Source organism: Mesoflavibacter sp. CH_XMU1404-2 (genome assembly GCF_037029465.1).
Taxonomy (GTDB): Bacteria; Bacteroidota; Bacteroidia; order Flavobacteriales; family Flavobacteriaceae; genus Mesoflavibacter.
On record NZ_JAYMEM010000005.1, the window covers coordinates 177,713 to 201,749 of the forward strand.

Consider the following 24,037-nt stretch of genomic DNA (forward strand, 5'->3'; position numbering starts at 1 on the left):
TTGAAATTATTCAATTTGTGAGCAAATATAACGTAATTTAGTAATCGACAATTTTTAATCAAAAACCATTACCAATGAATTTAACACTAATACCTTTTATAGTCTTAGGACTTATTGTTTTAATATCAGCATTTTTTGTTGTCAAACAACAAACTGCTGTAATTATAGAACGTTTCGGAAAATTTCATAGTATAAGACAATCTGGTCTTCACATAAAAATTCCTTTAATAGATAAAATTGCAGGACGCTTAAGTTTAAAAATTCAGCAATTAGATGTAATTATAGAAACTAAAACTTTAGACGATGTATTTGTTAGACTTAAAGTATCTGTACAATACCGTGTGTTAAGCCAAAAAGTGTACGATGCATTTTATAAGTTAGATTATCCGCACGAACAAATAACAAGTTATGTATTTGATGTAGTACGTGCAGAAGTACCTAAAATGAAATTAGACGACGTATTTGTTAAAAAAGATGATATTGCATTAGCGGTGAAAGCCGAATTAAATGATGCTATGTTAGAATATGGTTTTGATATTATTAAAACATTAGTTACAGACATTGATCCAGATGCACAAGTAAAAGCAGCAATGAACCGTATTAACGCTGCAGATAGAGAAAAAACTGCTGCTCAATTTGAAGGTGATGCGCAACGTATCTTAATTGTTGAAAAAGCTAAAGCTGAAGCTGAAAGTAAACGTTTACAAGGTCAAGGTATTGCAGATCAAAGACGCGAGATTGCTCGTGGATTAGAAGAGTCTGTAGAAGTTTTAAACCGTGTTGGAATTAATAGTCAAGAAGCTTCTGCTTTAATTGTTGTAACACAACATTATGATACGCTTCAATCTTTAGGTGAAGAAACTAATAGTAATCTAATCTTATTACCAAATGCGCCACAAGCTGGAAGTAATATGCTAAACGAAATGGTTGCAAGTTTTACCGCAAGTAACCAAATTGGTGAAGCTATGAAAGAAGCTAAACGTAAAAAAGAAGAAGAATAAAACTTACCTAATAAACACAAATAGCCTCTTAAAAGAGGCTTTTTTTATTTATTTTCTTTTTCATAATTATCTATCAAACTCTGTAAAGAATTTAGATAATCTTCTAAAGAAGATTTATCAATATGTGTTTCGTTATTATCCTTTGGTAATGTAATACGTTGCTCGTCTAAATATTTTTGTAACTCTGGATAATTATCTTCTATTTCTCTTGTTTTAGCTGTAATCTTACTTAATAATTCTTGTATTGCGTCCATTTTATTTTTGATTTAAGTTATACATTTAAAATAATTCAAATCACTTATAAATCAAAAGATTATATACTAAATGGTTGTTAAAATTTAGACATAAAAAAACCGCTAAGTTAGACTTAGCGGCTAATAAATCTATTGTTATTTTAAGCTAATTGTTGTGCTTCTTCAACTAACAACTTGTTTTTGTCTTCTAATGCTTTGTTGATAAACTCATTAATTGCTTCATTTTTTTCTAAGCCATTTTTAAGTAAAACACCTAGCGTAATCATAGTGATAATACGTGTACCGCTTTTCTTAACAGAAGTATTAAAAAGTGGCTCTACATCTTCATAAGATACGTCTTTGGCTAATTCTAAAATCTCTGCTTTTGCTTTTGCTCTGGCATCGTCTGGCATTCTATCGTACTTTTTACCAAAAGACTTTATTTGCTCTATTGCAGGACGATTATTGGTTTGCTTTTGAGACTGATTTGGATTTTGTTTTGGTGCTTGTTTTGCCCAACTATCACGTAAACCAACGGTTTTATTAAATACTAAAGCGTTAGATTTAGAATCGTCATCAACATTAAAATACCCTAAACGTTGAAACTGAAACTGCTCTCCTACTTTAGCTTCTTTTAAACTTGGCTCAACAAAAGCATTGATGATGTTTAAAGAATTTGGATTTAAAAATTCCATAAAATCTTTACCATCATGACTGTCTGGCGCTTCATCCATAAACAATCTATCGTATTCTCTAACTTCAGCTTTTACCGCATGTTTTATAGAAACCCAATGTAGTGTTCCTTTTACTTTTTTAGAGGTATCTGTATCGTAAGTACAATGTACTTCGGTAATATTGCCTTCAGCATCTTTTACAACGCTTTCAGCTTTAATGATGTAGGCATTTTTTAAACGCACTTCGCCACCTAATTTCAATCTAAAAAACTTACTTCCTGCTTCTTCTTTAAAGTCGTCTTTTTCGATATAAATTTCTTTTGAAAAAGGTACTTTTCTAAATCCAGCACTATCGTCTTCTGGATTATTTTCTGCTTCTAACCATTCTTCTTTATCGTCTGGATAGTTAGTAATTACTACCTTTAAAGGATCTAAAACCGCCATAACACGTGGTGCAGTTTTGTTTAAATCCTCACGAACACAAAATTCTAAAAGTGCCACATCAATCACATTTTCACGCTTTGCAACACCAACTTTTTCTATAAATTGTCTAATTGAATTTGGTGTATAACCTCTACGACGTAACCCAGAAATAGTTGGCATACGCGGATCATCCCAACCAGAAACTACCTTCTCTTCTACCAATTTAAGCAACTTACGCTTACTCATAATGGTGTAAGATAGATTTAAACGCGCAAATTCGCGTTGTTTTGGTTGCATTGGATACGTTTCCTTAGAATAGTCATAAACTTGCTCTTTAAACCAATCGTAAAGCTCTCTATGAGGTTTAAATTCTAAAGAACATAAACTGTGACTAATTTGCTCTATATAATCACTTTCGCCATGCGTCCAATCGTACATTGGATAAATGCACCAATCGTTTGCTGTACGATGATGATGTTTCTTTAAAATACGATACATAATAGGATCTCGCATTAACATATTAGGATGTTGCATGTCTATTTTTGCACGTAAAATATGTTCACCTTCGTTGAATTCGCCATTTTTCATGCGCTCAAAAAGGTCTAAATTTTCTTCTACAGATCGGTTACGATAAGGACCATCTACACCAGGTTGCGTTGGTGTTCCTTTTTGTTCTGCCATCGCTTCAGAAGATTGACTATCTACATAAGCCTTTCCGTCTTTGATCAATTGTACAGCCCAATCGTATAATTGTTGAAAATAATCTGAAGAATACAGCTCGTTTTCCCATTGATAACCTAACCAAGCCACATCTTTTTTAATCGCATCTACATATTCTTGCTCTTCTTTTGCAGGATTTGTATCGTCAAATCTAAGATTAACAGGCGCATTGTACTTTAGTCCTAAACCAAAACTAATACCAATAGCTTTGGTATGACCAATATGTAAATAGCCATTTGGTTCTGGCGGAAAACGAAAGCGTAGCTTATCTTTTTCTAAACCATTAGCTAAATCTTCTTCTATAATATGCTCAATAAAATTGAGTGATTTTGTTTCTTCAGACATGTAATATTTGTTTATTTTTTAAGTGATTACAGCTATTAATCAGCTTTAATAATAAAACGTAAAATTAGTTATTTTTTAGTTGAAATGAATTGTTCTTGACTTTAAAAATGAAGCACATTTTATTTTTAGGTATTTTTGCTGAAATTTTAAGGAAAATGGGGAAAATTAAAGTTGAAAATATACGCGTACATGCTAACCATGGTTGTTTAAAAGAAGAAACTGCTATTGGTAGTGATTATCGTGTAGATTTAGAAATTACAGCCAATTTACAACATAGCGCAGCAACCGATAAGCTAAGTGATACGGTTGATTACGTGTTTTTAAATAGAATTATTTTAGAAGAAATGAAAACACCAAGTGCACTTTTAGAGCATGTAGCACGACGTATTTTAAACCGAATTTTTACTGAAGATCAAATAATTAAAAAAGCAACTGTTAGTGTTAGTAAAATAAATCCTCCTATTGGTGGCGATGTAGAGCAAGTTACTATTGTGATGAGTGACAAAAGAAAAAACTTCAAGAAATAGTGTAAAAAGTTTATTTTTTTTACATTTGCTGTCCAATTATAACTGGCATCTTGGCCGAGTGGCTAGGCAGAGGTCTGCAAAACCTTGTACAGCGGTTCGAATCCGCTAGATGCCTCAATAAAGAGTTACTTTTTAAGTAGCTCTTTTTTTGTTTCTAATTTTTAGGAAATAAGATTGAATGTTTTTGGATTACGCATCAAGTGCGGAATGACAATTCTAATCCAAAGGGTTAATCTGTTCTATTTTTTCTTTAAGTAATTCTTTTTCTTTTGGGAAGAAACCTTGTACTAACAATAATACACCAAAGCCTAATATTACTAATGCTACAATCTTTTTTGTCTTGTAAATAAGTCTTGGTGTGAGCTTATTTTTTAAAGCTTTTGCTGCAGTAATTTTTACTAAATCTGCTAAAAAATAAGTTACTAACATGGTACTAATAAAGACAATTACACCATTTTTAGACGTGGTTATTGAGTTAGCAATAACTATAAAAGCTACCCAACCTAACAATACACCAATGTTTATAAAGTTGAGCAAAAAGCCTTTTAAAAATAATTTACCGTAACCTTTTTTAATTTCTACTTTATGATATTCTCTTACTATTTCTCTAAAAGATTTTGAGGTTTTTATAAAAGAAATAAAGCCATATATAACCAATAAAACACCTCCAAAAATTAAAAAGTTAGGATCTTTTTCAATTTTACCCAATAATTTATCGGTACTAAAGAAAGCTACAACTATAAATAAAATATCGGCTAAAATTACGCCAGAATCAAAGATTAATGCGCTTTTAAACCCTTTGGTGGCAGCAGTTTCTAACAGAACAAAAAATACTGGTCCTATGGTAAAAGAAAGTATAATACCAAAAGGAATTGCAGTAAGAATATCGTCAAACATGTTGTAAAACTGAATTGTCTTACAAAGTAAAGAAATTATTTATTGTTTTTAGAACGCTTATTAACAGAAATAAAAAAAGCTTCAATTTAAAACTGAAGCTTTATATTTTTTTAGGTTTGGACTGCGCTCAACCTGACATAACTGTAATTAAGTTATTAATCTTTAACCGTAATAGATCCGCCAAATGTATTTTTTTTAGTAACGGTTCTAGGATTTCCGTAGATATCAATATCTCCACCAGCCGTAATACGTGCATCTACAGTATCGCTTGCAGTTACTTCTGCTTCTCCAGCAGCACGTACTTTTATGTTTGTATTTTTTGTTTGAAAGTCTCTTCCTTCGTAAATACCACCAGTATTTAATGTAATATTTTGAGTGTTAGCTTTACCTCTAGTTTCAATAATTCCGCCAGTTACAGCTCTAACATTTACGGTATCTACATCTAAACCAGCAATAATTTTCGCGCCTTCTTGAGCACGTAATTCGATAGTATTTTGAGAGATTAGCTCGTTACCAACAATTGTAGAACCTTCGTTAGCATCTATAACATTTATGTCTTTATAATGAACAGCAACAAAGGTTTTTGTACCATCAAAAATACGGTCTATGTCCATACGTATTTTTAACATATTGTTCTTAATTATTACTTCTACATCGTCTACATCTTCACCAGTAATAATCACTTTATTTTCGTCAGATTTTACCAGACTTACTTTTATTAAATCAAAAACTTTAACCGTTGTAAAGTCGCCTACATGTTGACTTTTTGGATTTTGTGCAAAGGTATTAAAGCTAAAAACTAAAGCTAAAATAGACAGTAAATATTTCATAATATTGAAGGTTTTGTTTGTATTAAGAGTCTATTTTTTATTGAATGTTACAGTTTTATTTAATTATATAAAAAAAGATTCATCGCTTTACTCTGAATGACAACTAATTTATAATTCAAAAATCATCAGAACTGAAAAGTAATTATGCAACATTTACAGCTGTACCAACAACCGAAACATAAAAATAGGAAGCATTAACCGTTTCAAAATCTACACTAATACCTACAACAGCATTTGCATTTAAGTTTTTTGCATTAGTTTGTAACTCTTGAAAAGCATGTTCTTTTGCTTCTGAAATAACATCGTTAGTGATTTGTTTATTTTTTTCAGTTTTAAAAGAAAATTTTGTTTTTAATTCTACAGAAGTACCTGTTACAATACCTTTATATTCTATTATTTTAAAGCCTTCTATAGTATTTGTTGTGGTTAAAATCATGGTTTATATTTTATTGATTAGTCCTTTAAATTTATAAAATGTTACAAATAAAATAGATTCTTCGCTACGCTCTGAATGACAATAAAATTCACTTCGATAAACTCAGTTTGACAATTATAATTATTTACGCTTCGTGTTTACCAACTAAATCAAAATCTAAATGACGTTTTACTAAATCTGCTTGTTTTACTTTTACAACAACTTCGTCTCCTAATTGGTACATGTTTTTTGTTTCGCGTCCAACAAGTGCAAATTGGTCTTGATCAAACTCGTAATAATCGTCTTTTATGTCTCTAATACGGACCATTCCTTCGCATTTATTAGCAATAATCTCGACATAAATTCCCCAATCGGTTACACCAGAAATTACGCCTACAAATTCTTCATCTTGATGATCTTGCATAAACTTAATTTGCATGTATTTTATGCTATCACGTTCGGCTTTTGTGGCTAAATATTCCATGTTACTTGAGTGCATACATTTTTCTTCATAAATCTCTTCGTTTGCACTTTTTTCTCCATCTAAATAACGTTGTAATAAACGATGCGCCATAACGTCTGGATAACGTCTAATTGGCGATGTAAAATGGCTATAATAATCAAAAGCTAATCCGTAATGACCAATGTTATGCGTGGTATATTCGGCTTTAGCCATAGTACGAATTGCTAAAGTATCTACTAAATTTTGCTCTTTTTGACCTTGAACATCTTCTAATAATTTATTTAATGAAGATGAAATACTATCGCGACTTTTAAAGTTTAATTTATGACCAAATCTAGCTACAACGCCTTGTAAAGCAGCTAGTTTACTTTCGTCTGGCTCGTCATGAACACGATAAACAAAGGTTTTTGATGGTTTCATTTTAGAAACAAACTCTGATACTTTACGATTGGCTAATAGCATAAATTCTTCTATTAACTTGTTAGCATCTTTACTGGTTTTAAAATGAACACCTGTTGGATTTGCTTGTTCATCTAAAGTAAATCTTACTTCAACTTTATCAAAACTAATTGCTCCAGAACGCATACGTTTGCTACGCATTTTTTTTGCTAATCGGTCTAAAACTAAAATTGCTTGGGCTATTTCTGGTTGTGTATTGTATGTTTTACCGGTAAGTGAAACGTCTTCTGGAATTTCTGTTTTTATGGATGAGATTTCTGTATTATTAGAAATAACAAAATCTGTGTTATTTTCTATAACAGCTTGCGCTTCTTCATAAGCAAATCTTGCATCACTATAGGTTACGGTTCTTCCAAACCATTGATCTTTTATTTCGGCTTTTTCATTTAATTTAAATACTGCTGAAAAGGTATATTTTTCTTCATGTGGACGTAAAGAACATGCGCCATTACTTAATATTTCAGGAAGCATTGGCACTACTCTATCTACTAAATAAACAGATGTTGCACGCTCGTAAGCTTCATCATCTAAAATGGTACCTTCTTCTAAATAATGAGATACGTCTGCAATGTGTATTCCTATCTCAAATAAGCCATTTTCTAAAACTTTAAAGGATAATGCATCATCAAAATCTTTAGCGTCTTTAGGATCTATGGTAAAGGTTAAATCTTTACGCATATCGCGACGTTTTTTTATTTCTTCTGGCTTAATAGAGGTATCTATTTGATTTGCAAAATCTTCGACTTCTTTTGGGAATTCGTACGGTAACCCATATTCGGCTAAAATAGCATGGATTTCTGTATTGTGTTCTCCTGGTTTACCAAGGACTTCTTTTACACGACCGTTTGGTGAATCTGCTTTTTCTGGCCAATCTACTAACTCAACTAAAACTTTATCACCATCTTCGGCTTTATTAATTTTGTTAATAGGCACAAAAATATCTGTAGTCATTTTGTTAGAATCTGTGACTACAAATGCAAAATTATTCTTTTCGTGTATTTGTATAACACCAACATATTGCGTTTTTGCACGCTTAATAATTTGTGTGATTTCGCCTTCTAATTTACCGCGTTTACGACGTTTAAAGACGTAAAGTTCTACTTCGTCACCATCTAACGCTTTATTAACATTGTTAGAGGCAATAAAGATATCTTCATCAAAATCATCACAAATCACGTATCCTGCTCCTCTTGAAGAAGCATCAAAAATACCAGTATGATACTCGGTAGTAACAACTGCTTTAAACTTACCACGTTCTACTTCTTCAATCTCTTGCTTTGCTTTAAGTTGGGCTAGTTTTTTTATAATCTGGTTACGGCTACTAGCATCATTTACGCCTAATTTAGCTGCTATCTGCTTGTAGTTAAAGGTTTTATTACGTTCTTTTCTAAGTATATTTAGAATAGTATTAGTTAAGTTGGAAATCTTATTATGACTAGGTTTCCTTTTCTTTTTCTTTCTTGACATTTATATTTTTTAATGTATTGAATTTCTAAAGTTAAGTGAAATTCGGTTTATAATTAACTTAATTAGTGGGAAGAGAAAGTCATTAAGTTTTTACAAAACTACATTTTTAAATTTAAAATAGAATTAAGGAAGCGTTAAATTAAAGACTTCAAACGTTATTCACATTTATATTATATATCATTTCTTTTCTTTTAAAATTTTAAAAAAATAATGATGATTATTATAGCTTGTTAATAGCGGTATAACTTTTTTTAGTTTTTATTTGAAATTACGTTAGACTTCTTCTATTAACAACTTATTAGCTTATTAAGTCTCTGATTTTAAAGCTTAATTACTATATTATTAACAACTGTTTATAACCTAAATTAACTAAAGATTTTTAATAAATACTTATAAAATTGGCGTTGAAAATTGACATTTTAGTGCTTATAAGTTTACAAAAAATTAAGGTTAACTAATTTGGTTGTTAACTAAACGTTACGGATTGTAAATTTTAGCTAATAATCCAAATAAAAGTTTTAAAAAAGAATAAGAAGATATTAACAACTAATCAATACTTAAAATAGAGAAATTAACAATTATTAGAGTTATTAACTTTTTTACGCATTTATGGATAAGTTACTATATAAAGATTATTAATAATGGTAAGCAATTAGTAACTTTGAAGCACTTTAAACAACACAACATCAATTATTATGAAAATTTCAATAGGTAACGATCACGCTGGTACAGAATATAAATTTGCCATCAAAAAGCATTTAGAAGATAAAGGTATTACAGTTGTTAATTATGGTACAGATGCATCAGATAGTGTAGATTATCCAGATTTTGTTCATCCAGTAGCAAAAGATGTTACTGAAGAAGCTGCAGATTTTGGTATTTTAATTTGTGGAAGTGCTAATGGAGTTGCAATGACTGCAAACAAGCATCAAAAAGTAAGAGCTGGCGTTTGTTGGACTAAAGAAATTACAGAACTTACCCGTTTACACAACAATGCTAATATTATTTGTATTCCTGCGCGTTATACGTCTTTACAGCAAGCAATAGCAATGGTAGATACATTTTTAGATACAAAGTTTGAAGGTGGAAGACACCAAAATAGAGTAGATAAAATACCAATGTGTTAATAACATGGGTCATCACCATTCACATAATCATGATCATGCACATGATTTAAGAGGAAAAAAACTTTTAATATCTATCCTTTTAAACATAGGTATTACCGCCGCACAAATTGTTGGTGGCTTTGTATCTGGTAGTTTATCATTACTTAGTGATGCTTTACACAATTTTACAGATGTTATTTCTTTAATTGTTAGTTATTTTGCATCAAAACTTTCAAGAAAAAAAGCGTCTAATAGTAAGACTTTTGGGTACAAACGTGCCGAAATATTAGCAGCTTTTATAAATGCTTCTACGTTAATAATAATAGCTATTATATTAATGATTGAAGCCGTAAAGCGCTTTAAAAATCCTGAAACTATTGAGTCAAATCTTGTGATTTGGTTATCACTTTTAGCAATAATTTTTAATGGATTGAGTGTATTATTACTTAAAAAAGATTCTGAAAGTAATATCAATATAAAATCGGCTTACTTACACTTATTAACAGATATGTTAGCAAGTGTAGCTGTTTTAATTGGTGGTTTATTAATGAAGTATTACCAATTATTTTGGGTAGATAGTGTATTAACGTTTTTAATAGGCTTATATCTTATTTGGGTTGGTTACGATTTGTTAAAAACCTCAACCAAAATGCTTATGTTATTTACACCTTCACATATTAATGTAGAAGATGTTGTAAAGCGTGTTAATAGCTTAGATTATATTAAAAAATTACACCATGTGCATATCTGGAATTTAAATGATGAAGAACTTCATCTTGAAGCACATTTAGATTTAGATAGCGATATGACTATCACTCAATTTGATGCTATTTTGCAGAAAATAGAGCAGTTATTACATGACGAATTTGATATTAATCACGTTAATATTCAGCCAGAATATAAAAAAGAAGATCCTAAGGATATCATCGTTCAAGACTAAAATTTTATGCTAACTATTACAGTAAAATCCTTTGATCAATTAACAACAAAAGAATTGTATGATTTGCTGCAATTACGAAGTGAAGTCTTTGTAGTAGAGCAAGATTGTGTGTATCAAGATATAGACGGTAAGGATCAAAAAGCACTACATGTTTTAGGTTTTAAAGATGAAATTTTAGTCGCTTATACGCGAATTTTTAAACCTGGTGATTACTTTGAATTAGCTAGTATTGGTAGAGTAGTAGTAAAAGATAACCAACGCAAGCACAAGTATGGTTATGATATTATGGAAGCTTCTATACAAGCCATAAAAGCTGAATATAATCAGACAAAAATTAAAATATCTGCGCAATGCTATTTAAAGCGTTTTTATAATAATTTAAACTTTTTTGAAGTAGGAGAGCAGTACCTAGAAGATGGGATACCACATATTGCTATGGTTTATGATAATAAAAAACCGCATTTGGCATAATGCGGTTTTGTAAATAAAGTTAAAAACTAAACTAACTCAACTTTACTTAGAAATATATCTTAATTAAATTTTTTTTAACGGGCTGCAAATGTACTATCTCATCTTAGTACGATAAAAATTTTTTGATTAAAAGCCTTAATCTTAGATTAAAAACATTATCGTAGATTATCGGTTGTTTTTTATCGACTAAAAACAATGTAAAAATCTTTAATTATTGAAGATTCAAAAAAAAAGAGCCTATAAAAAGACTCTTTTTTAAATTATTTTTTCAAAAAACGTTATTCTTTTGAAATATATGTAATTAATATTTCAACACGTCTATCGTATTTTGGGTCGCCACCAAGCGGAAATTTACGACGTAAACCAACGTATTTCATTCGTTTTTTATCTACACCTTTTCTAGCTAAATAATCATAAATATATTTAGCTCTAGCTACAGATAAATTACGTTTTTGAGTTTTTTTATCAATAGCGTCTCGGCTATTTTGTGTACAACAAACATGACCTTGAATGGTAAAATAAACGTTCTTTTTTTCGACTAAAATTTTAGCTAATTCTTCTAAAGTTTTCTTAGAATCTGAAGTTATATAACTGTAGTTTGTTTTAAAGTAAATTTTATCTAGCCTAATTTTGTCACCTTTTTTAACAGTACCGTCAGCAATATCTTTGGTAGTTATTTTTTTATTTTCTTTAGGTGTTTCGGCTACTTTTTCTTCTTTTTTACTATCCTTTTTAGGTTTTACTATAATTTCAACTTTACGGTTTAAACCTCTTATTTTACTAACTTCATCTTCATTTAAGACTTTTAATAAAATTTCGCCTTTACCATTAACATTTGTTATTAGATTTTGATCAATTCCGTAATCCGAAAACATCATTTTTATAGCATCTGCACGGTTTTGAGAGAGTTCTAAATTATAATCGTTGGTACCACGATCATCACAAAATCCATAAATTGAAATTTTTTCTATAGCAACGGTATCTAATGAAGAAATAAAAAGCAGAAGTCTGTTTTCTTCAGTTAATGGTACATCGTATTCGTCGGTATTAAAATACACATCGTGCTTTAATTCGCTTTGCGATAAGACAGATGTGTTTATTAATAAAAAGATGATTAAAAAATACTTCATTTTTAATGGATTAACCTCTAAATATAACAATTTTTTACGAGATTTTAGTTTAGATATCTGTTGTATTTGTTTGGGTTAGCCAGTATTTGCGTTGCTGTTTTGATTTCTTGATTGTTTACTTTATAGTAGTCATAAAGTCCTTCTCTGTATACGTAACGTTTTACAATCTCATCGGTTAACAGATTAACTAATTGCGTTTTGTTTTGGTCTACAGCTTGTATTTTTGTTTGATTTAAATGCTGTAATAAAGCATTGTATTCTTTTTGAATATCTTCATTTAAATTTTCGGTTTTAGAGACTTCAAACGCTTTTTTAAGTGCTGCTTCAGTTTCAGTTTCAAACTCAAAACTAGAGTTTTTTAAATGTGTTTTGAAAGCATTAAAATCGGCATCAGAAAACTGAAAACTATTAATATCTTCAATTTGATGATTGTAATAATATTGTGTTGCAAAATCAAAAATGGCTTGACTGTTTAAAATAGCATCTGTTATTGCTGAATTTTTGGTAGTTTCTAAAGCTTCATCAGGAAAAACACCGCCACCATCATAGACTTTTCGTCCGTTTTTGGTTTTAAACTCATGATAATTTTCTTGTTTAATTCTAACAGCATTTCCATTTTCGTCACGATTCCAATAATCTAAAGACTGTATACAACGCCCTGAAGGTGTGTAATATCTAGAAATTGTAACTTTTAGTTGTGTACCGTAAGTTAGTTTTTTTGGTCGTTGTACTAAGCCTTTACCAAAACTACGTGCGCCAACAATTACAGCTCTATCTAAGTCTTGTAATGCACCAGAAACAATCTCGGAAGCAGAAGCACTACGACCGTTAATTAATACCACAACAGGTATTTCTGTATCTACAGGTTCGTTTTTTGTATAATAGGTTTTATTGTATTTTTTAACCTTAGATTTTGTCGTTACCACTAATTGTCCTTTTGGTACAAAAAGGTTAACAATATTAATAGCTTCGCGAAGTAATCCACCAGGATTATTACGTAAATCTAATATGATACTTTTTGCGCCTTGCGCCTTTAAATCTTTTAATGCATACTCGGTTTGCATAGATGCTTTTGCATTAAATTTTTGAAGCACAATGTAGCCTGTAGTTTCATTAATCATAGAAAAATGAGGTACAGCATTAATTTCTATTTCAGAACGCGTTAAGGTAGTCGTATTCGTTTTTCCTTGACGTACATAAGTAACATTTAATGTTGAATTTGGAGCGCCTTTTAATAGGTTAGAGGCATCATCTTCATAACCATCTACTTTGATACCGTCTACTTCTATAATTTCGTCACCAGCTTTAAGACCAGCTTTATCTGCAGGATAATCTTTATAAGGTTCTACAACAACCAATTTATCTTTTAAAGTTCTAATTTTTGCACCAACTCCGGTATAATCTCCTGTACGACGTATACGCTCTGCTTCTACATCTTGCTCGTTATAAAATTTGGTATACGGATCTAAATCGTTAAGCATATTTTTAATGGCATTATCCATTAAATCGCCAGGATTAGTCTCGTCTACATAATTCATATTAAGCTCTTTAAAAAGCGTGGTGAAAATTTCGATTTGTTTAGCTATTTCGAAAAAATCACTTTTAAAGGCGCTCCCGGTTATAAAAATAGTTAACGCAAAAACAGGAATTAAAATGCGTTTTTTAAATATCTTTTTCATTCTTCTCTATATTAGAAACTTGATCATTAAATTTAGTTAGTAATGCCTTCATTTTTTTGTCAATAATCTTAAAATCTGGCATTTCTTTACTAATATATAAAATCATTAGCGTGTAATGGTCTAATTTATTGTCTATTAACAGATTTTTATTAAGTCTGTAACCTTCACGAAGCAAACGTTTTAAACGATTACGATGTACCGCTAATTTAAAATTTCGTTTACTTACAGATACACCAACTTTTAATTGAGATTGGTTATCTAAATACACCATACGCAAAGGATATGCCGAAACAGATTTTCCTTCGGCAAATAATTGCTCAATTGCTTTTTGGCTTTTAAGTTTTTCGTCTTTATTGTAAGTGTAGCGCATTAATTTAGTTTTTTAATGCTTCTTGAAGTTCGGTTAATTTACTTTCAAGTTCGTGTAAACGGTCGTAAACATCTATTGGTTCTGGCATTTGTTTGGAAGCAAACATGGTCACATACCATACTTCCATAATATCTTCTGCGTCTATGGTATATGTTGGATAGTTACCATCTTTATTATCACTTTTTAAGATAAGTTTACCACGTTCTTCAATACGATTGATAACACGTTTTAAAACAATACCATCGTTTTTACTAACAATAACGTATACACGACCATCTTTAATATCGGCTAAATCTTCTACATATTTTCCAAACACTAAATCGCCATCAAAAAAAGTACGTACCATCGAGTTGCCTTGCACTTCAAAACATCTATAGGTTCCGTTTGTAAGTTGAGGCATATGGAAAGACGGTAAAGTCTCAATATACTCACTATCACCGTAACCATCTAAATAACCAGCTCTTGCTTTTACAGGAACGTAGACTACATTTTCTTCATCATTTTGATTAACAGCAACCACTTGAGGTACTCCAGAATATGTTTGAATTTTAGCCACATCTTGCTTTAACATCACATCACTTTTACCAAAAAGATAGTCTGGATTGATGTTAAACTGATCTATAATCGCACTTAATACATCGTAACCAGGTTTGGTTTTTTTACGAGTTCCATCTGGTTGAGGTCTACCGTTAACAATACTATCTATGGTTGTTCCGGTAACACCAATACGTTTAGAAAACGCATAATTATTAAGCTGAAAATGATTGATTATAGCGGTTATTTTTTGGTCTATTTGCTGCATGTTTCTTAAAAGAAAGGTCTTGAAGACTTATAATTTAAGCTAAGATATAAAAATTCAAACATTTGTAGAGTTATTGAAACCTAACTAATCAAATAAAAACATTAAACGTTCCTGACCATCTGGTAAGCCAATAATATTGTTAGCATAATCGTTTTGATATACTAAATCTCCTTTTTTAATATAACCTTCGGCTTTTGGCATGCAAGCGCTCCAAGCACCAGAAGGTTTACAGTCGTTGACATCTAATTTTATAATAGTGTGATTATCTACAGTAATGACAACATTTTTAAAGTCTTTTGCTTTAGTTAAAGCATCTTTAATATTGTCTTTATTTAGTTTAACAACTTCGGTTGCAACGTTTGTCGCTTTTGTTTTAAACACTTCAATTGGATTAGCAGACGTATCTTTTTCTAAGCTTTTAATATCTATTAGAAAAGGTAAATCTGTGGTAGTTTCAGTATCTTTTTCAGTGTTTTTTGTAGTAGTTTCTTTATGTGTTGTGCTTTCTACTTTGGTATCTACTTTTTCTTTTTGATCTTCTTTACAACTAAAGGCTAATACTAGAATTAATATGTAGGCTAAATGTTTCATTTTTTTGAGTTTTATTGAATAGCTTTTCAAATATAAAGGATTAAGAATAAAAAAAGCCTCAACAATTGTTGAAGCTTTTATTTTCGTTTAAATAGACAGTATTACTCTAATGTATTGTTGGTTTTATCAACATCTGCCATTAGTTGTTTTGGATCTATTGTAATGCTTTTTATTGCGCTTTTTGGCTTGTTTATACTAAAACTATAGGTTGGATATGCCCAAGCCCAATCGTTTAATATTTTTACGTTTGAAGCTAAAGGTTTTTCGCCTCTCATAATTCTTAAAGGAATATTATACCATTCAGATGTTCCATCTGTATATTCTACTTCAATATCTAATGGCATTGGCATTAAGCCTTTACGCTCTAAATTTACTGTTGTTATGCTATTATTTTCTTCTGTAGAAGTTACCGCATAATCTATGGTATTGGTAGTTTGTGTCCAATCTATTAAATACCAATCTAATTCTAAACCTGAAACTTTTTCGGCAGTTCTAATAATATCAATAGGTGTTGGATGTTTAAATGCAAAATCGTCAAAGTACTTTTTAAGTGTTTTTTTAAGATTGTCTTCACCAATAATGTAACCTAATTGAGATAAAAATACAGAACCTTTATTGTAGGCTGTTATACCATAAGCCATGTTGGTTTCGTAACGATCTGCATGTGTAGTTTGTGGTTTTTCTTTACCAGATTTTGCTAAATAAATGTAACCTCTATAAGCATTTGCGTTAGGAATTTCTTTTCCTTCGTTCATCACAACATTCATAGCGTGATCACTGATGTAACTAGTAAAACCTTCGTCCATCCATTCGTGTCTAGCTTCGTTTGTCGCTAATAAAAATTGAAACCAAGTATGTGCTAACTCATGCGCTGTTACACCAACTAAACTACCAAAGCTACGTTTACCTGTAATTAAAGTACACATTGCGTATTCCATACCGCCATCACCACCTTGAATAACAGAATATTGATCGTACGGATATTTACCTACGTTTTCAGAAAAATATTGCATTAACTCAACAGTTTTTGGTTGTAAGTCTTTCCAATATTTTAAGTTATCTGCTGGTAAATCTTTTTTGTAATAAAAATGAAGCATTGGACCATTTGGAACTTGCATCGAATCATGGATATAATCCGGATCTGCAGCCCAAGTAAAGTCATGCACATTAGGTGCTAAAAATTGCATAGTTTTTTTGTTGCCTTTAATTTCAGGTTCGCCTTGTAAGTAACCAGTACCACCAATAACGTAATCTTTATCTATGGTTAAGTTAACTTCAAAATCTCCCCAAACACCATGAAACTCGCGTCCTATGTAAGGATCTGCATGCCAACCTTCAAAATCATATTCGGCTAACTTAGGATACCATTGCGTCATAGAAAGCGCAACGCCTTCTGCATTATCACGACCAGAACGACGAATTTGAATTGGTACTTGTGCATCAAAATCCATTGTAAACGTCACACTTTGTCCTGGTTGAATAGGTTGAGCTAACTCTACTTCTAAAACAGTACCAACCGTTTCGTAATTAATTTTTTTACCGTCTTGTTTTAGGCTATTTACGTTGATATAACCAATCTCGTTAGGTTTTAATTTACTTATACGATCACCAACTCTAGAATCTGGATCTTCGATGTTACGAGAACGTACATCCATTTCGCTTCCTGGTTGAAATGCGTTAAAGTACAAATGATAAAATACTTTATTTAAAACGTCTGGCGAATTATTTGTATACACCAACGTTTGTTTCCCTTTGTATTGATAGTTGTTTACATCCATATCAATATCCATTTTATAATCCACATGTTGTTGCCAATATGTCGAATTTTTTTCAGTTGAACTTTCTGAAGTTGAAGCCGCTTGTTTTGTCGAACTACAAGCTGTTAAAAAACCGAAAGCAACGGTAAGAAGCAATAATTTTTTCATTCTTTTAAAGTTTAGTTTAAATAAAAAAGCCTCAACAGTTTTGGGTTGAGGCTTTTTGTATTTTGTTATGTGTTAATTAGCAACTTGTGATGCCATAATTAAAGCATTGTAAGCATTAACTATTTTTGCAGATTTACTAATTTCTGATAACGTTTTAATGTTGTTTGCATCACCACCAACAATTACTTTTGAAGTTACTGGTAAACCAGAATCCATAATAATTTGTTTTACTTGAGATGCTTTTAATTTAGGGTATTGCGACCAAACTAAAGCAGCAACACCAGCAACTGCAGGAGCAGCCATACTTGTTCCTCCTTTAGTATCATATTCGTTTTCTGGAGTTGTAGAATACACTTTTGCTCCAGGAGCAAATACATCTACATTTTTAAGACCGTAGTTAGAGAAACTAGCAATCATTTTTGTACCATAACTTGGCGCTAAAGCACCAACACGAATGTATGTATCTGAAATTTCAACGAAATCTACATTATCATCTGGAAAGTTTGGCTTTTCATCAACATTTTTACTGTCGTTACCTGCTGCGTGAACAAAGATGACGTTATTATCACTTGCATATTTAATAGCATCTCTTACCCAGTCAGAATGCGGAGAATAGCTTTTTCCAAAACTACCGTTTATCACTTTTGCGCCGTTATCTACAGCATATCTAATAGCTTTTGCAATATCTTTATCATACTCGTCACCATTTGGTACAGCTCTTAAAGCCATAATTTTAACATTGTTTGCAACACCGTTAGCGCCTAAACCATTATTACGCTCTGCAGCGATAATACCAGCAACGTGAGTACCGTGACTTTCAGATTTAACAGAAGGCATTACGTTGTTGTTTCCGTAACCTGGTTTATCATCAAAATCATCTGGGTTATCACCAGTGGTACGACCGTTAAAGTCTTTATTTAAGTTATAGTTTACTTGATCTGTAAAATACTCTACACCACCTTTTATTTGCTCTTTAGCTTCTTTCATAGACGTTAAACCATTTCCGTAGATAAAGTTAGCAACACCAACAGCATCTTTTAATTCTTGATCTTCTGTATTGATAGCTTTAACTTCTTCTGCAGTGTAATCTTCTTTACCAAAATGTTTAGTTAACACATCGTGCGCTCCAGAAACTTGAGCATAAATTTGATCGTAACGTTGCTTACCAGAAAGTGCTTGTTGGTAGTCTTTTTCTAATTGTGCTACTGCTTCTGCGTATCTTGATATACTTGGGTTACCGCTAGCAGCAATACGTGTCATTTCTAACCTTTCGTTGTAAGCGTCACCTAAAAAGTTCCATCCATGAATATCGTCTACATAACCATTTTTATCGTCATCAATGCCGTTTCCTGGTATTTCGTCTGTGTTTGTCCAGATTACTCCGTCTAAATCTTCGTGTTCGATGTCAATTCCAGAATCGATTACAGCAACAATAATTTGTTGTCCTTTTTTTCCTTTAATAATTTCGGCGTAAGCCTTATCAACACTCATCCCAGGAATGGTGTCTTTTACTAAATCTAAATGTCCCCAATTGTGCGCTTCTGCTTCTGTTAAAGGCGCTTCTTTAATTGGCGTATTGTCAATATTTTCAATTGGTGTTGAAAGAATAGGTGCATTACCACCACAGCTTGAAAGCACAACTGCTGCAAATGCAGACAGCATTAATGGCTTGTAATTAATTGTCATTGCTTTGTCTTTGTGTTTGTTTTGTTAATTAAATATATCGTTGCACGTGTAAGTGTCTTTTAATCGTACGCCTTTTTCGGTATGTTGTACGGTTATAATTTCGTTGTGTGCATCGTGTTCCAAAAATAAGTAATAATTATTATCTGCCGCTAGGTTTAAGAATTTTTCTTTTTCGTCTAACGTTAGTAATGGTCTTGTATCATAACCCATTACAAAAGGTAAAGGCAGATGTCCTACGGTAGGAAGTAAATCTGCCATAAAGCAAATGGTTTTTCCTTTGTAATTGATCATTGGTATCATTTGCTTGTCTGTGTGTCCATCTGCAAAAAAGATGTCAAAGCCAAGTTCTGAATTTTTTAAAATATCATCATGCGGAATACTTGTAAATTTTAAGTGACCGCTTTCTTCCATTGGTAAAATATTTTCTTTTAAAAATGAAGCAACTTCACGACGGTTAGGTTGTGTTGCCCATTTCCAATGGTCTTTATTGCTCCAAAAGTGTGCATTTTTAAAGGCTGGTTCTAATTTAGTACGGTCTTTATTATAGTTTATGCTTCCGCCACAATGGTCAAAATGAAGATGTGTCATAAATACATCTGTGACATCATCTGTAGAAAAACCTGCTGTTTTTAAAGATTTTTCTAAACTATCATCGCCCCAAAGGTGGTAATAGCCAAAGAATTTTTCGCTTTGCTTGTTACCCATTCCTGTGTCGATTAAAATTAATCGATTACCGTCTTCAATTAATAAACAACGCGCAGCAATATCTATCATATTATTACTATCTGCAGGATTGGTTCTGGTCCATAAAGATTTTGGGACTACACCAAACATAGCACCGCCATCTAATTTAAAATTTCCAGCTTGTATGGGATATAATTTCATAAAAGAAAGATGATTTAATAAGTTGCTGCAAATTAATAATTATAGAAGAAAGCTTAAGTCTTATTAGGGAATTATTAAGAAAAATAGAATAATTAAATTATTTGTTAAATTGACTTAGAATTAGAAAATGTAATTTTTTATGTATTTGACTAAATTTGGGTTAAAATTTATAGCATAAATTTTAGAATTACTATTTTCACGCAAAACAAGTTTAAATGTTAGAATTAGCAGGAATAATCATTTTAGGAATATTAGCACAATGGGTAGCATGGAAGTTTAAAATCCCAGCAATTTTACCCTTAATTTTAATAGGATTACTGGTTGGTCCAATTGCTGCAGAATTTATAACAGATGATGGTTCTAAATGGATAGAACCAATTTGGAATGAAAGAGAAGGCTTATTTCCTGGAGAAAGCTTATTCTACTTCGTGTCTTTAGCCATTAGTATTATTTTATTTGAAGGAGGATTAACCTTAAAAATGGCTGAAATAAAAAACGTAGGTCCTGTAATTACTAAGCTAATTTCTATCGGATCTATTGTAACATTTTTTGGAGCAGGTATTGCTGCTCATTATATTTTTGGGTTAAGTTGGGAAATTTCTTTTCTATTTTCTGGATTAATTATAGTTACTGGTCCAACAGTAATTACGCCTATTTTAAGGAATATTCCACTTAAAAAAGACGTATCTGCAGTCTTAAAATGGGAAGGTATTTTAATAGACCCAATAGGAGCTTTAGTTGCCGTATTAGTTTTTGAATTTATTAGTGTTGATGCTGGTGGAGAGTTTACAAAAACCGCATTAATAGAGTTTGGTAAAATTGTGCTTTTTGGTGCTACATTTGGGTTTACTTTTGCGCACGCCATGAACTTTATTATCAATAAAAAATGGGTGCCACATTATTTACTTAACGTATTTGCTTTAGCAGCAGTTTTAGGTGTTTTTGTGCTATCAGATGCATTTGCACATGAGTCTGGATTATTAGCAGTTGTGGTTATGGGTATGGTTTTAGGTAATTCAAAATCACCTTACTTAAAAGACTTATTATACTTTAAAGAATCTTTAAGTGTATTATTAATTTCAATATTATTTATTCTTTTAGCAGCTAATATTAATTACAGCGACCTGTTATTAATTTACAATTGGAAAACGGCTATTTTATTCGCAATTGTTGTCTTTGCGGTAAGACCTTTAGGCGTATTTTTAAGTACACAAGGTTCTAAATTGAAACTGAATGAAAAACTATTTATCAGTTGGGTTGGTCCACGAGGTATTGTAGCTGCAGGTATTGCTTCACTTTTTGGTTTAAAATTAGCTAGAAATGGTGTTGCAGGAGCAGAATATATTACACCATTAGTCTTTGTAATCGTATTAGGAACAGTACTTTTAAACGCAACTACAGCTCGGTTATTTGCTAAGTTAGTTGGTGTATTTTTAACAAAATCTGGTGGAATTTTAATCGTTGGCGCATCAAAAGTGTCTAGATTAATCGGACATTATTTAGAATCTAACGGAAGACATGTTGTACTTATTGATAGTAACCAAAACAATATAAATAAGGCTAAAGAGTTAGGCTTAGAAGCCATCAATACCGATATTTATTCTCAAACGCTAATTGATAATATTGAATTAAATGACGTTGGTTATTTAATGGCATTAACAGGAAACAGCGACATTAATAAATACGCCATTAACAAATTTGGAAAACAATTTGGAGAAAACGGAGCTTTTAGATTAGTGTCTTCTTCAGAAATGGCAGATAAAAATAATAGCCCAAAAGAAGGTTTATTTTCTCATACAGATGATTTTAATTCTTTGTCAGAAGTGACTAGAAAATACCCTAGCATTCAAGAAATTGAAATAATTGATAAAGAACATTTAGACGACTTAATTAAGACAACTAATAACGATAAGGACATCATCCCATTATTTATTAAAGATAATGAAGGAGAGCTACATATCATTTCATCTTACAACACCGAAATTACAGATGTAGAAAAAGGTTATCATTTAGTCTACCTAGGAAAACCATTAGATGTCGAAAAAGTAGAGACAGTACAAAGCTCATAAAACAAAAAACCTTCAGTTAATGCTGAAGGTTTTTTTGTATGTATAAGGTTTAAGTTTTAGTCATTTAATTTTAAAACCGCCATAAACGCCTGTTGAGGTATTTCTACATTACCCACTTGACGCATACGTTTTTTACCTTTTTTCTGCTTTTCTAAAAGTTTACGCTTACGCGAAATATCTCCACCGTAACATTTAGCGGTTACATCTTTACGTAATGCTTTAATAGTTTCTCTAGCAATAATTTTTGCTCCAATAGCAGCTTGAATTGGAATATCAAACTGTTGACGAGGGATTAATTCTTTTAACTTTTCACACATCTTTTTACCAATATAATAAGCATTATCTGCGTGTATTAGTGCTGAAAGTGCATCTACATTTTGTGCGTTAAGTAATATATCTACACGTACTAATTTTGAAGCTCTCATACCAATTGGATGATAGTCAAAAGAGGCATAACCTTTAGATACGGTTTTTAAACGATCGTAAAAGTCAAAAACAATTTCGGCTAAAGGCATATCAAAACTAAGTTCAACACGCTCGGTAGTTAAGTAAGTTTGGTTGGTGATTTGCCCACGTTTTTCGATACACAAACTCATCACATTACCTACAAAATCTGCTTTGGTAATTATTGTTGCTTTGATATATGGTTCTTCAACACGATTTAAAGTTGAAGGTTCTGGTAAATCAGATGGGTTATTAACGATAATAATTTCATCTGGATTTTTATTGGTAAACGCATGGTAACTAACGTTTGGTACGGTTGTAATAACGGTCATGTTAAACTCGCGTTCCAGACGTTCTTGGATAATCTCCATGTGTAACATTCCTAAGAATCCACAACGGAAACCAAATCCTAATGCAGCCGAACTTTCTGGCTGAAACACTAATGATGCATCGTTAAGCTGAAGTTTTTCCATAGAGGCACGAAGCTCTTCATAATCTTCGGTATCTACAGGATAAATACCCGCAAATACCATTGGTTTTACGTCCTCAAAACCGCCAATTGCATTTTTAGTTGGGTTAGCAGCATCGGTAATTGTATCTCCTACTTTTACTTCTTTTGCCTCTTTAATACCAGTTATAACGTAACCTACATCACCAGCTTTTATTTCTTTTTTTGGTAACTGTTTTAGTTTTAAAGTACCAACCTCATCAGCACCGTAAGTTTTTCCTGTTGCGATAAACTTAATTTGTTGATTCTTTTTAATAGAACCATTAATAACTCTAAAGTAAGTTTCTACACCTCTAAAAGGGTTGTAAACAGAGTCAAAAATTAAGGCTTGTAAAGGCTCGTCTTCATTACCTTTTGGAGCAGGAATACGCTCTATAATTGCCTTTAAAATATTATCAACACCAAAACCTGTTTTTCCACTGGCGTGAATTACTTCTTCTGGATCACAACCTAATAAATCTACAATATCATCGGTAACCTCTTCTGGATTAGCACTTGGTAAATCTACTTTATTTAAAACAGGAATAATTTCTAAGTCATTTTCTAACGCTAAGTATAGGTTAGAAATAGTTTGTGCTTGTATACTTTGAGCAGCATCTACGATTAGCAAAGCACCTTCACAAGCAGCAATAGAACGAGAAACTTCATAAGAAAAATCTACGTGACCAGGTGTATCAATAAGGTTTAATACGTATTGCTCACCTTCATACACGTAATCCATTTGAATGGCATGAGATTTTATAGTAATACCACGTTCACGCTCAAGATCCATGTTATCCAAAAGCTGATCTTGTTTTTCGCGTTCGGTAACAGAACCAGTGTAATCAAGTAACCTATCTGCAAGTGTACTTTTACCGTGGTCAATATGTGCAATAATGCAAAAGTTTCTAATGTTCTTCATAGTCAAAATATCTTCATTAAAAAAGACGTTGCAAATATAATGTAATTATTAAGGATTTAAATATATTTATTTATAT

21 protein-coding genes and 1 tRNA gene are annotated in these 24,037 nt (G+C 31.6%); 7 read left to right on the top strand and 15 right to left on the bottom strand.

Annotation, left to right across the window (positions count from 1 at the left end; all coding sequences use genetic code 11):
* Nucleotides 1–74: 74 nt before the first annotated feature.
* Nucleotides 75–1,001, top strand: coding sequence for an SPFH domain-containing protein (locus WA327_RS04180; protein WP_336066823.1), 927 nt, complete (start codon nt 75–77; stop codon nt 999–1,001).
* A 44-nt stretch (nt 1,002–1,045) separates the two neighbouring features.
* Here WA327_RS04180 and WA327_RS04185 read toward each other — a convergent pair whose 3' ends face one another.
* Complete coding sequence (locus tag WA327_RS04185; protein WP_336066824.1) at nt 1,046–1,255, bottom strand: hypothetical protein; 210 nt, start codon at nt 1,253–1,255, stop codon at nt 1,046–1,048.
* A 140-nt stretch (nt 1,256–1,395) separates the two neighbouring features.
* Nucleotides 1,396–3,396: a glutamine--tRNA ligase/YqeY domain fusion protein gene (locus tag WA327_RS04190; RefSeq protein ID WP_336066825.1), complete on the bottom strand. Its 2,001-nt coding sequence runs from the start codon at nt 3,394–3,396 to the stop codon at nt 1,396–1,398.
* 155 nt (nt 3,397–3,551) lie between these two features.
* Here WA327_RS04190 and folB point away from each other — a divergent pair, with 155 nt between their 5' ends.
* Both folB and WA327_RS04200 read left to right on the top strand, forming a co-directional pair.
* Nucleotides 3,552–3,923: a dihydroneopterin aldolase gene (gene folB, locus WA327_RS04195; protein WP_336066971.1), complete on the top strand. Its 372-nt coding sequence runs from the start codon at nt 3,552–3,554 to the stop codon at nt 3,921–3,923.
* A gap of 44 nt (nt 3,924–3,967) precedes the next feature.
* Nucleotides 3,968–4,038 (top strand) — tRNA-Cys (locus WA327_RS04200).
* A 101-nt stretch (nt 4,039–4,139) separates the two neighbouring features.
* On the opposite strand, the gene WA327_RS04205 is transcribed toward WA327_RS04200, so the two are convergent.
* The 4 genes from WA327_RS04205 to WA327_RS04220 all read right to left on the bottom strand — a co-directional run bounded on the left by WA327_RS04205 (nt 4,140) and on the right by WA327_RS04220 (nt 8,454).
* Nucleotides 4,140–4,820: a LysE family transporter gene (locus tag WA327_RS04205; protein WP_336066826.1), complete on the bottom strand. Its 681-nt coding sequence runs from the start codon at nt 4,818–4,820 to the stop codon at nt 4,140–4,142.
* 155 nt (nt 4,821–4,975) lie between these two features.
* Nucleotides 4,976–5,650: a head GIN domain-containing protein gene (locus WA327_RS04210; protein ID WP_336066827.1), complete on the bottom strand. Its 675-nt coding sequence runs from the start codon at nt 5,648–5,650 to the stop codon at nt 4,976–4,978.
* Nucleotides 5,651–5,792: 142 nt separating this feature from the next.
* Nucleotides 5,793–6,086 carry a heavy metal-binding domain-containing protein gene (locus WA327_RS04215; RefSeq protein WP_336066828.1) on the bottom strand — a complete coding sequence of 98 codons (294 nt, stop codon included), beginning with the start codon at nt 6,084–6,086 and terminating at the stop codon, nt 5,793–5,795.
* 124 nt (nt 6,087–6,210) lie between these two features.
* The gene (locus tag WA327_RS04220) at nt 6,211–8,454 is read right to left on the bottom strand and encodes an RNB domain-containing ribonuclease (RefSeq protein ID WP_336066829.1); all 2,244 of its coding nucleotides are present in this window, start codon (nt 8,452–8,454) and stop codon (nt 6,211–6,213) included.
* A 695-nt stretch (nt 8,455–9,149) separates the two neighbouring features.
* On the opposite strand from WA327_RS04220, the gene rpiB reads away from it, so the two are divergent.
* From rpiB to WA327_RS04235, 3 genes are read left to right on the top strand one after another with little or no spacing between them, the layout of a single operon-like run.
* Nucleotides 9,150–9,581 (top strand): ribose 5-phosphate isomerase B, encoded by a 432-nt coding sequence (gene rpiB / locus WA327_RS04225; protein ID WP_336066830.1) that lies wholly within the window; start codon nt 9,150–9,152, stop codon nt 9,579–9,581.
* A 4-nt stretch (nt 9,582–9,585) separates the two neighbouring features.
* Nucleotides 9,586–10,500, top strand: coding sequence for a cation diffusion facilitator family transporter (locus tag WA327_RS04230; RefSeq protein ID WP_336066831.1), 915 nt, complete (start codon nt 9,586–9,588; stop codon nt 10,498–10,500).
* Between the two features lie 6 nt (nt 10,501–10,506).
* The gene (locus tag WA327_RS04235) at nt 10,507–10,971 is read left to right on the top strand and encodes a GNAT family N-acetyltransferase (protein ID WP_336066832.1); all 465 of its coding nucleotides are present in this window, start codon (nt 10,507–10,509) and stop codon (nt 10,969–10,971) included.
* A 278-nt stretch (nt 10,972–11,249) separates the two neighbouring features.
* Here the strand turns inward: WA327_RS04235 and WA327_RS04240 are convergent, their stop codons facing one another.
* The 8 genes from WA327_RS04240 to WA327_RS04275 form a co-directional block, all read right to left on the bottom strand.
* Entirely contained in the window at nt 11,250–12,101 is an 852-nt protein-coding gene (locus tag WA327_RS04240; RefSeq protein WP_336066833.1) for an OmpA family protein, read from the bottom strand.
* Nucleotides 12,102–12,145: 44 nt separating this feature from the next.
* Complete coding sequence (locus WA327_RS04245) at nt 12,146–13,780, bottom strand: S41 family peptidase (RefSeq protein ID WP_336066834.1); 1,635 nt, start codon at nt 13,778–13,780, stop codon at nt 12,146–12,148.
* The gene (rnpA, locus tag WA327_RS04250) at nt 13,764–14,150 is read right to left on the bottom strand and encodes a ribonuclease P protein component (protein ID WP_336066835.1); all 387 of its coding nucleotides are present in this window, start codon (nt 14,148–14,150) and stop codon (nt 13,764–13,766) included. The genes WA327_RS04245 and rnpA overlap by 17 nt, the downstream gene beginning before the upstream one ends.
* Before the next feature lie 4 nt (nt 14,151–14,154).
* Nucleotides 14,155–14,952, bottom strand: coding sequence for a LexA family transcriptional regulator (locus WA327_RS04255; RefSeq protein ID WP_336066836.1), 798 nt, complete (start codon nt 14,950–14,952; stop codon nt 14,155–14,157).
* An 84-nt stretch (nt 14,953–15,036) separates the two neighbouring features.
* Complete coding sequence (locus WA327_RS04260; protein WP_336066838.1) at nt 15,037–15,543, bottom strand: hypothetical protein; 507 nt, start codon at nt 15,541–15,543, stop codon at nt 15,037–15,039.
* A gap of 101 nt (nt 15,544–15,644) precedes the next feature.
* Nucleotides 15,645–17,468 (bottom strand): M1 family metallopeptidase, encoded by a 1,824-nt coding sequence (locus WA327_RS04265; protein ID WP_336066840.1) that lies wholly within the window; start codon nt 17,466–17,468, stop codon nt 15,645–15,647.
* Nucleotides 17,469–17,540: 72 nt separating this feature from the next.
* Complete coding sequence (locus tag WA327_RS04270; RefSeq protein WP_336066842.1) at nt 17,541–19,154, bottom strand: S8 family peptidase; 1,614 nt, start codon at nt 19,152–19,154, stop codon at nt 17,541–17,543.
* Between the two features lie 24 nt (nt 19,155–19,178).
* Entirely contained in the window at nt 19,179–20,039 is an 861-nt protein-coding gene (locus WA327_RS04275) for an MBL fold metallo-hydrolase (RefSeq protein WP_336066843.1), read from the bottom strand.
* Nucleotides 20,040–20,254: 215 nt separating this feature from the next.
* On the opposite strand from WA327_RS04275, the gene WA327_RS04280 reads away from it, so the two are divergent.
* Nucleotides 20,255–22,108, top strand: coding sequence for a cation:proton antiporter (locus WA327_RS04280; RefSeq protein WP_336066845.1), 1,854 nt, complete (start codon nt 20,255–20,257; stop codon nt 22,106–22,108).
* Nucleotides 22,109–22,164: 56 nt separating this feature from the next.
* On the opposite strand, the gene lepA is transcribed toward WA327_RS04280, so the two are convergent.
* Nucleotides 22,165–23,961 carry a translation elongation factor 4 gene (lepA, locus tag WA327_RS04285; protein ID WP_336066847.1) on the bottom strand — a complete coding sequence of 599 codons (1,797 nt, stop codon included), beginning with the start codon at nt 23,959–23,961 and terminating at the stop codon, nt 22,165–22,167.
* Between the last annotated feature and the right edge of the window lie 76 nt (nt 23,962–24,037).

What these genes read in the sequence shown, in the direction of transcription:
- WA327_RS04180 (WP_336066823.1), top strand. Translation starts at nt 75, where the DNA reads ATGAATTTAACACTAATACCTTTTATAGTCTTAGGACTTATTGTTTTA.
- WA327_RS04185 (WP_336066824.1), bottom strand. Translation starts at nt 1,255, where the DNA reads ATGGACGCAATACAAGAATTATTAAGTAAGATTACAGCTAAAACAAGA.
- WA327_RS04190 (WP_336066825.1), bottom strand. Translation starts at nt 3,396, where the DNA reads ATGTCTGAAGAAACAAAATCACTCAATTTTATTGAGCATATTATAGAA.
- folB (WP_336066971.1), top strand. Translation starts at nt 3,552, where the DNA reads ATGGGGAAAATTAAAGTTGAAAATATACGCGTACATGCTAACCATGGT.
- WA327_RS04205 (WP_336066826.1), bottom strand. Translation starts at nt 4,820, where the DNA reads ATGTTTGACGATATTCTTACTGCAATTCCTTTTGGTATTATACTTTCT.
- WA327_RS04210 (WP_336066827.1), bottom strand. Translation starts at nt 5,650, where the DNA reads ATGAAATATTTACTGTCTATTTTAGCTTTAGTTTTTAGCTTTAATACC.
- WA327_RS04215 (WP_336066828.1), bottom strand. Translation starts at nt 6,086, where the DNA reads ATGATTTTAACCACAACAAATACTATAGAAGGCTTTAAAATAATAGAA.
- WA327_RS04220 (WP_336066829.1), bottom strand. Translation starts at nt 8,454, where the DNA reads ATGTCAAGAAAGAAAAAGAAAAGGAAACCTAGTCATAATAAGATTTCC.
- rpiB (WP_336066830.1), top strand. Translation starts at nt 9,150, where the DNA reads ATGAAAATTTCAATAGGTAACGATCACGCTGGTACAGAATATAAATTT.
- WA327_RS04230 (WP_336066831.1), top strand. Translation starts at nt 9,586, where the DNA reads ATGGGTCATCACCATTCACATAATCATGATCATGCACATGATTTAAGA.
- WA327_RS04235 (WP_336066832.1), top strand. Translation starts at nt 10,507, where the DNA reads ATGCTAACTATTACAGTAAAATCCTTTGATCAATTAACAACAAAAGAA.
- WA327_RS04240 (WP_336066833.1), bottom strand. Translation starts at nt 12,101, where the DNA reads ATGAAGTATTTTTTAATCATCTTTTTATTAATAAACACATCTGTCTTA.
- WA327_RS04245 (WP_336066834.1), bottom strand. Translation starts at nt 13,780, where the DNA reads ATGAAAAAGATATTTAAAAAACGCATTTTAATTCCTGTTTTTGCGTTA.
- rnpA (WP_336066835.1), bottom strand. Translation starts at nt 14,150, where the DNA reads ATGCGCTACACTTACAATAAAGACGAAAAACTTAAAAGCCAAAAAGCA.
- WA327_RS04255 (WP_336066836.1), bottom strand. Translation starts at nt 14,952, where the DNA reads ATGCAGCAAATAGACCAAAAAATAACCGCTATAATCAATCATTTTCAG.
- WA327_RS04260 (WP_336066838.1), bottom strand. Translation starts at nt 15,543, where the DNA reads ATGAAACATTTAGCCTACATATTAATTCTAGTATTAGCCTTTAGTTGT.
- WA327_RS04265 (WP_336066840.1), bottom strand. Translation starts at nt 17,468, where the DNA reads ATGAAAAAATTATTGCTTCTTACCGTTGCTTTCGGTTTTTTAACAGCT.
- WA327_RS04270 (WP_336066842.1), bottom strand. Translation starts at nt 19,154, where the DNA reads ATGACAATTAATTACAAGCCATTAATGCTGTCTGCATTTGCAGCAGTT.
- WA327_RS04275 (WP_336066843.1), bottom strand. Translation starts at nt 20,039, where the DNA reads ATGAAATTATATCCCATACAAGCTGGAAATTTTAAATTAGATGGCGGT.
- WA327_RS04280 (WP_336066845.1), top strand. Translation starts at nt 20,255, where the DNA reads ATGTTAGAATTAGCAGGAATAATCATTTTAGGAATATTAGCACAATGG.
- lepA (WP_336066847.1), bottom strand. Translation starts at nt 23,961, where the DNA reads ATGAAGAACATTAGAAACTTTTGCATTATTGCACATATTGACCACGGT.